We start from the raw sequence: 8,089 nt of genomic DNA, 5'->3' as shown, positions 1-8,089 counted from the left end.
GGACTGCGCATCCGGTCGCTGGTGATCCGTCCACCGGGGTGACCGCTGCGGTGAGGTCGGGGTTGGCGACCTCGGGGACGGCGCCGGATACGGGGTCGGCGGACCATGCGGTCATGCGCTCGTTCACATTGGCGATGAACCGGGCGGTGGTGGCGGGGATGGTGGGGTAGGTGCGCAGCCGCGATTCGCCCGCGTTGTGTGCGATGACGAGGGCGTCGAGGATCGGGATGCTCGAGGATGCCCAGTCGGGGTGGCCGGCGCGGATCTGCCGGACGCCGGCCAGGCGGGCGCACAGGTAGGTGCCGCCGACGCGGGAGTGGGTCGCGGGCTCCTCGATGTCCGGTGTGCCGTTGTGGTCGAGGTCCGCGTCCCAGTGGTGGCCGTAGTGCGCGCGCCAGATGGAGGCGTTCATCTGCAGCAGTCCCCAGGTACCACCGTTGGAGTCGTCCGCGTGAGCCTCGGGTCGGAACCCGGACTCCTGGGCCATCACGGCGGCGATCCATGTCTCGGGCAGGTCGGGGCAGGTCGCCTTCGYCTCGCTGATCCAGGCGCGGGCGATAGCGGGGATGGGTGCGTCGTCCGCGAGCGAGCTGCCGGCGGAGCTGGCGATGCACGCGCTGGCCGTGCCACCGACGGCGACGGCAGTGACGATGGCGATGGTGGGCACGGCGAGTAACCCGAGCGCGCCGAGCGCGAGCTTGATCATGCTGGGACCGCCGTGCCGTTGGCGGTGGCGTGCTCGACGGCCTTCTGGTCGGCCTGGAGGTCGGCTGCGTCGCGCCGAGTGGTCCAGGCGGCCAGGTCGATGATGGTGGGTTTGGTCTGGCGGAGCAGGAGCACACCGGTGCCGAACGGCAGGGTCCGCAGCACGGACGCCGGCATGACCGGGACGGTGCGTACGGAGGTCGACGAGGAGTGTTCTCCGGCGCGGCCGCGGGAGCGGGTCTCGATGAGCTCGTCGACCTCCCCGACGAGGCGGGCGACGTCGTCCAGGTCGCGGTACTTGGCCAGTCCGCCCAGGACGATCTTGACGGTGGCGGCGTCCCAGATGGCGTCGGCGGCGTGTTCGCCCCAGCGGGCGCGGGCTTGGGCCAGGGATTGCAGGACGGCCAGGGTGGTGATGCCGGAGCCSCCGCCTTCGGCCATCAGCGAGGGCAGTGACGGCAGTGGGGTGAGGTTGGCGATCTCGTCGAGGGCGAGCAGCAGGGGTGGGTCGAGACGGGCGCCGGGGGAGCGCGCAGCCAGGGCGCGGGCGGTCTCGGTGATGTCTTCGACGAACGCCGCGACCAGCGGTGCGCAGGATCCGGAGGCGACCGCGGAGGCCAGCAGGTAGAGCGTGCCGGACTCGCGCAGGAACGTTGTGGGGTCGAAGGACTCGTCGCGTTTCGGGTCGACGGCGGCCAGGACGTCGGGGTCGGCGAGGGCGGCCAAGGACTGGCGGACGCCGAGCCAGATGGAGTCGCGGGTGCGGGGGTCGGAGTGGATGGAAGCTTCAAGGGCGTCGGCCCAGCCGTCCGCGGCCATGGCGCTGCGGTTAAGGATGGTGACGGCGTCCTCGGCCAGGGCCGGGTTCAGGGACCACCGGTACAGGTCGACGGCACGGCGGCAATCCAGCGCCGCGGCGTGCAGGAGGCAGCGCAGGGCGGTCTCGGTCTGTCCGGCCCAGAAGTCGGAGTCGGACACGGTCCGGCCAAAGCCGGCGCCGGCGGCCAGCCCGCGCGCTCGGACCAAGGCGGTGCGGGGTGTCTCGCAGCCGCGCACGGGTGACCAGGTCAGCCCGCCGGGGAGGCCGGCGAGGCGTTGCGGATCGAAGATCGCGACCGGCCCTCTGGTTCGGCGAGCTCGCAGCGTGACCGCGAGGGTGTCCGGGCGGGTCGAGGTGGCCACGACTGGTCCGGGGGCGTCCAGAACCCAGGGGATGACCACGTGCAGGCCCTTGCCCATGCGAGGTGGTCCGACGAGCAGGGCGGAGTCCTCCACGGTGCACCACAGGTCGCGTCCGCGAAGTCGCCCGAGCCGGAAGCCCACCTCCTGCGGACGGGCGGACCGGTCCAGGGACGGGCGCACGACCGACGCGCGGCCGCGCAGGCTTCGCTGGCCCGCGACCGCGTGCACGTCACGGGGTGCTGCCATCCCTGGCAGGTCCCGCAGCGCACCATCACGCCCGCCGCTCGTGGGCGCGAGGCGTCGCCACAGCCACCAGATGCCCCACGCGACACCGACCCAGGTCGCTGCGGCCAGCGCGGTCCCGGTCCAGTACGCCACCGGGCCGGGCAGCGCGGACGGGCGAGGCCACACCGAGGCCGGGTCGCCGGGCTGGGTGATCGCGCTGAGCGCGGTGAGTAGTCCCGCGGGCGGGGGTGTGCGGCCGGTTAGGACGCAGGCGAGGGCCGCTCCGGACCACAGGACCGCGGCCAGGACGAGGACGGCGGCGCCAGCGGTCATCGCCCACGTCGTCAGGTCCGGTCCGCCCGCGGTGCCGGGACGCGGTCCCTGGTGCGTCGGCCTCATCGGGAGACCGACTCGATCCGTTGGGCGTGCAGCTCTGGGGCGGCCGCGGGGGTGTAGGCCGGTTGGATCGGCATGGCCGCGGCCGTGCGGCGCAGGGCCGCGGTCAGCAGGTGCCCGGTGTCGACCAGGTCGGTGACGAGCACGCCGGGGTTCGCGGCGCCGGTGACGAGCTGCGCGGCACCGGCATCGGCCAGGTGCCGTACCTGGTCTCCGGCGACGGCTTGGATCGCCGGATCGAGCTGCCGGGACCAGCCGTCGTCGACGGCGGCCCGCAGCTCGGACAGTCCGGGGACACCCTGCTCGTGGTGGGCGTGCGCGCGGGTTGCCCAGGCGACGGTGACGATGTCGACGTGCTGTCCGAGCTCGGCGAGCTCGAGCAGGGTGCCGTAAACGGCGCGCCACCCGGGATCGGGGACCCGGTTGGGTGCCAGCCAGGCGGCGACGCTCGGGATGTGGTCGGGCTGGGCGATGAGCGCACCGATCAGTGCGACCATGTTGCGACGCTCGAAGCCAGCGTCACGCCCGGGGTGCCCAGACAGGTACTTATCGGCACCCATCCGCGCCTCGGTGTTCCGCATCACGGCGCGCAGGGCGAGCGGGACGACGACCTCGTCGTGTGGCTGGCCGGTGGCCTTGGCCCACCGCGCCTCGGCGCAGTCCATCGCGGCGTCCACGACGTTGCAGGTCGCGTAGATCGGGCGTGACATGCGATCCGATGCGCACCGCACGGCAGCCGCGCGCAGGAGCACGCCGGTGCCGGCGATCTCTCGACGTAGGCCGCCGTCCAGCACCATCCGCGCGTAGGTGACGGCCTGCGGGTGCGGTGGTGTCACGTGCAGCAGGTCCGCGAGTCGCGGCAGGTTCGCCCGACGGGTGCCGAGCCGCTCGACGAGCGCATCGGCCATCGTCTGGGGGTCGATCGACTGGTCGGCGCCGCGCCTCTCGAGCATGGTGGTGAAGACCTGGGAGTGCCAGGTGTCGGCGAAGTCGCCTGCCCGAAGCCACCGCTGGATGTCGTCGAGCGTGTTGGCCTGCAGCAGGACTGAGCCGAGTGTGGCTTGCTCGGATAGCCGGATGATGGCGTCGTCGTTCATGGTGATCACCGGTCCTCGTGTTCGGTGTCGTCGCGCATGGCGGAGTCGGTGTCGACGACGTCGACCTCGACGGGGTGTAGGACGTGGTGCACGACGTGGGTGCGGCGCGGCATCTTCCACAGCCCGGTGCCCCGCGGCAGCACGGGCAGCAGGTCCCGTTCCGGCCGCGTCAGGCCCAGCGCGGTGGCGGTGCCGTCGAGCTGGTCGGACTCCTGCCGGTAAATGACGCGGGTCGAGCAGTCCGCCAGCAGTCCCTGCGCCAGAGAGCGGGCCTCGGAGCCGTGCTCGCCGATGGCGTCCCGGTCGCTGAGTCGGTGCAGCACCATGAGGTTGGCGATGCCGTGCGCGCGCGAGAGCTTCCATTGCGACTGCATCCGGCGCACCAGAGCGGCGTGTCGCAGGACCCGCCACGCCTCGTCGTAGATGACCCACCGCTTCGCGGTCGACACCAGGAGCGCGCCTTCGAGCCACGCGGAGGCGCACGTCATCGCCAGTGCTAACGCGTCCTCGTCGGAGCCCAGCCGTGACAAGTCGAGCACGACCATGGGTGCACGCGGATCGAGGCGTTCGCTTGAGGGCCCGTCGAAGAGGCCCGTCAGGTCGCCGTGCACGAGGCGGCGCAAGCCATGGGCCACATCGCGCCCGTCCGCCGATCGATCTGCGACACGGACACCGTCTGAACGTGCCGCCGAGGCGTCGGGCGAGGTCAGCGTCTCGAGGACGTCGCCGATCGTGGGTGCGCTGCGACGGCATTCGGCCAAGGCGAGGGCCGCATCCAGCGCGCCGAGCTCAGCGGCACCGAGCTCGCGGCGGATCGTCAGGGCGGCGACAGCCGCAAGGAGGCGGATCCGCGGTCCGTGGGGTTCTGTGCCCTCTGGGGCGTCCAGGGGGTTGAGCCGAGCCGAGAGACCGGTCCCGAGTCGCACCACTGTGCCGCCCATCGCCTCGGCGACCGGCGCCCACTCACCTTTCGGGTCGCCCGGCACGTAGACGGACCGTCCGGCGGTGATGCTGCGCATCGCGAGCGACTTGGCCAGCGCGGACTTGCCCTGCCCGATCACCCCGGCCAGGAGCACGTTCGGGTTCGTCAGGTGGCCCGCGCCGTACAGCGCCCACGGGTCGAAGCAGAACGGCCCGCCGGTCAGCGCGTCCTGCCCCACCGGGACGCCGACGTCACACGAAGGCGACACGAGGAACGGGTACGCACCGGCCAGGGTCGCCGACGACGCCCGGTGTGCCGGCAGCCGCAGCCGTGGACCGCTGCGGTGCCGCCCGACAGTCCGCCGGAACGTCGGTGTGCTCGTCGCGGTCACAGCACACACCTCGCCAAGGGCAGGGCTGCGGCCAGGTGGGCTTGCCCTTGCTGRCCGAACAGGCGGCGCACCTCACACATCGCATGAGCTGCGGCTGTCTCCAGCGCGGCACACCGCTCCTCGAGCTCGGACTCGCTGGACGCTGACACGGTGACCAGCCCGGTGAAGCGCAGATCCCCGTGGCCGGCCACGATCTCGGCCTCGCGGCGCTCCAGATCGGCGACCTCCGCTCGCGTGCTCTCGGCTTCGACCTGGCCGATCCGCGTTCGCTGAGCCGCGTCAGCCATGTGCTCAGCCTTGCTCCGTCGGATCTCCCGCAGTGCACGGGCGGTCGTGAGCGGCTCGGCAATCACGGTCAGGGTCCTTGGGGTCGCCTCCCCGAGGAGCAACGGCTGCAGGAAGCTGGGGTGGACGTCGCTGCGCGGCCACTCGGTCACCCAGTACGTGGCATGCACGGCACCGTCGGCTCGCAGGAACGACCACTGCTCGTCGACGCCCATCGGAGCGCGGATCGGCCCCGGCCCGTCCTCGACGCGAGCAGCGGCCGCTGGGTCGTATCCGCTGCGCACCACGGCAGCCAGGTCCTCATGGCTGAGCCACCCCTGCGGTGTGAGGTCCGCGCCGATCAGCGATGTCGCGATCGCGTCGAGGTGCTTGGCCACGAGCGCGACGTCGGCCGTCGTCAGAGCGCGGCGACCTCGCGGTGCGCGAAGTGCCACGGCCAGCAGGGTGTCTCGCGCATGTGGTCGCACGAACCCGCCGTCGAGCAGTCCGGCCAGGGCGACGGACAGCTCCGTCGTAGGGGAGACGCAGCGATCCCGCCACCACTGACGCGCAGGACCCAGACCACCAGGGACAGTGCGCGCCATCACCTGCACACGCACGATCGCCGACTGCTGGCACAGCCCGGCCAGCACACGGCCCCACCCGGCCACCTTGTGCTCCTGCCCTGTGGGGTCGTCCAGGACGAATCCGGCACCCGCGACCCGCAGCACCCCGCAGACCACGCCAGCGCGCCGATCAAGGATGAGCGTCGCCCCCAGCGCGTCGGAGGGGACCAGCTCCAGCCGACCGGTCAGGCCCGGTAGGACGAGCACGTCACGGGCGGCCCTGGCCCCCCTGGTGGTGGCGAGCGCCGCGGTCGCCCGAGTCAGCCTGCGCACCTGCCACTGCGCCAGCAGCGGCACCCATCCCACAACAGGCCGGCCCACCACCGAGACGGTGCCTGCGACGAGCAGCGTCAACCACACCGGCGCCGTGACCGCGAACCCGCCCGCACCCGCGAAGAACACCGCAATCACGGCCACGATGAAGGCGACACCCACCACCGCAAGCTGGGCCGCGGACAAACCCAGCAGCACGCCGCGGCTCTCCAGGCGACCGAACCGGACTGTTGACGTGCCGGCGGTGTCTTCCGGCGAGCTCATCGCGCACCACCTCGGTCAGGCACCGGCACCGGCGGAGGAGGCGTGGGCTTGGGCCCGCCCGCCGCGAGGCCACCGGATGCCCCCTTCGCCGCGCCCGCGGCGCGCACTGCCGTGCCGATGCCTCCGGTCACCGTCGACATCGCGACCTGTTGCGCGGCGTAACGGGTGGTCGTCGCCGCACCGCGCGCTGCCTTGCTGATGGGGTTGGCCGCGACGTTGGCGTGCATGACCCCAGCGGCCTCCATGCCGGACCAGTGCACGAACCGCCAAGTCAGCCACGGCGCCCACACCGCGATCGCCAGGAGCAGGATCCCGACCAGCGTGTCCGACAGCCCGGCGACGCCGCCGGCCGGTTGTGTGGGTGCGCCACCGGGCTCGGTGGGGCCGGCGCCGGTGAACGCGGAGGCGCCGACGACGAACGCCACGACGATGACGATCTTGGAGAACACCAACGCGGCGACGATCTCGAGCCAGCGTCGCGTCCAGACCCGGGTCTGGTCCCACGTCGACCCCGCGAACGCGATCGGCGCGAAGACCACGACGAGAACCAGCGCGGCCTTGCGGAACAGCAAGACGCCCCACAGCAGGACGAACCCGAGCATGAGGGCCAGGCCAATCAGGATCTGCAAGGCGGGGGAGAGTGCAAGGAGGGCAGTGAAGTCGAAGAACTGGGATGCCGCCTGGGTGACGGTCATACCGGCTGCTGACGCGATGTACTCGCAGATCCCGTCGACCGCGGTCAGCGCGAGCTGCGTCACGCCGAGGGCGAGCGCGGCGCCGAGCATCGCCTTCGCGACCCCAGTAACGGCGCGCACCAAGCCGCCTGCCTCGTGGCGCAGGACGGACGTCAGCACCTGAACGACAAAGAGCCCCACAACGACAGGAAGGGCGATGGCGGCGATGACCGCGACGTTCGCGCGGAACCAGCCGACGCTCAGGTCGACCGACGTGCTCGAGCTCAGCGCAGCAAGCGCGAGCTGGCCGACCTGCTCGGCACCACCGACGAACGACCCCCCGAGCCCGCCGAGCACGTAGTCGGACGCAGCGCCCTGCGCGGAATCGCAGACCGCCGCCGCCGGTCCGACGCAGGCGTCGAGTGCCGGGACCGGCATCTCAGATCATCCCGCCCAGACCGGAGAAGAACGCCACGATCGCGTTCGCTCCGCCGATCAGTAACGCTCCGCCGGCGGCGATGAGGACGCCGGTCTTGCCGCCCGAGGCGTACCCGTAGTTGCCTTGCTGGCGGGCCACGGCCCACACGATCACCGAGATCACCAAGCCGGCTACGCATGCCACCAGGCCCCAGGTCAGCAGCGCCCCGACCAGCCGCTTGACGACTGCCAGGCCCGGCAGCCCGTCCTCGTTCGGGCTGATGCCCGGGTCGGCAGCGATGACCCTGCTGACGACGATCGACGCGTGTCCCATGTCGCACCCCGAGGATCCGCGGGCGCCGACCGGTCGTCAGCGCCGCCCGGTCCTAGGTGCGCCAGGGCGTGCGCAACATGCGAGGTCGCATTCCAGGAAAGGGTGCGACGGCCGACGAATCAGAAGCGCTTCGCGACCAAGGAGCGGGTGGCCGCGTGGGTGAGGGCAGGCAAGGGCGTCGAGCGCTCCGCCACGTACGTCCGCGTCGCGCTGTGACGCCTACAGGCCAAGAGGCCCGCCGCCCTACGGGGCAGCGGGCCTCCCTGCTGTTCGGGCTCGGATGCCGTCCGTAGGCTGGCGGGGCAGCGACCGGTTGAGC

General features: G+C 72.1%; 7 protein-coding genes. All 7 read right to left on the bottom strand.

The features are described from left to right. Window positions 1-706, bottom strand: a 706-nt coding sequence (locus tag AC1DUQ_RS13150; RefSeq protein ID WP_477073930.1) for a transglycosylase SLT domain-containing protein, incomplete at its 3' end; no start/stop codon positions are given. Continuing rightward, a complete protein-coding gene (locus tag AC1DUQ_RS13145) occupies window positions 703-2,445 on the bottom strand; it encodes a type IV secretory system conjugative DNA transfer family protein (RefSeq protein ID WP_477073929.1) in 1,743 nt (580 codons plus the stop codon). The genes AC1DUQ_RS13145 and AC1DUQ_RS13150, both read right to left, overlap by 4 nt. Window positions 2,446-2,507: 62 nt before the next feature. Further along, window positions 2,508-3,605, bottom strand: a complete 1,098-nt coding sequence (locus AC1DUQ_RS13140) for a DnaB-like helicase N-terminal domain-containing protein (protein ID WP_477073928.1) — start codon at window positions 3,603-3,605, stop codon at window positions 2,508-2,510. A 5-nt stretch (window positions 3,606-3,610) separates the two neighbouring features. Further along, window positions 3,611-4,918 (bottom strand): ATP-binding protein, encoded by a 1,308-nt coding sequence (locus AC1DUQ_RS13135; RefSeq protein ID WP_477073927.1) that lies wholly within the window; start codon window positions 4,916-4,918, stop codon window positions 3,611-3,613. Further along, the gene (locus tag AC1DUQ_RS13130) at window positions 4,915-6,345 is read right to left on the bottom strand and encodes an SCO6880 family protein (RefSeq protein WP_477073926.1); all 1,431 of its coding nucleotides are present in this window, start codon (window positions 6,343-6,345) and stop codon (window positions 4,915-4,917) included. Before AC1DUQ_RS13130 ends, AC1DUQ_RS13135 begins: the two co-directional genes overlap by 4 nt. Then, window positions 6,342-7,457: a hypothetical protein gene (locus AC1DUQ_RS13125; RefSeq protein ID WP_477073925.1), complete on the bottom strand. Its 1,116-nt coding sequence runs from the start codon at window positions 7,455-7,457 to the stop codon at window positions 6,342-6,344. The genes AC1DUQ_RS13130 and AC1DUQ_RS13125 overlap by 4 nt, the downstream gene beginning before the upstream one ends. Before the next feature lies 1 nt (window position 7,458). Next, window positions 7,459-7,770: a DUF6112 family protein gene (locus tag AC1DUQ_RS13120; RefSeq protein ID WP_477073924.1), complete on the bottom strand. Its 312-nt coding sequence runs from the start codon at window positions 7,768-7,770 to the stop codon at window positions 7,459-7,461. Window positions 7,771-8,089 lie beyond the last annotated feature (319 nt).

The sequence above is a fragment of the Cellulomonas sp. P4_B5_2 genome, assembly GCF_056402235.1.
Note: the sequence above shows the minus strand (reverse complement) of the source record. Positions and strands in the feature narration are given on the sequence as shown.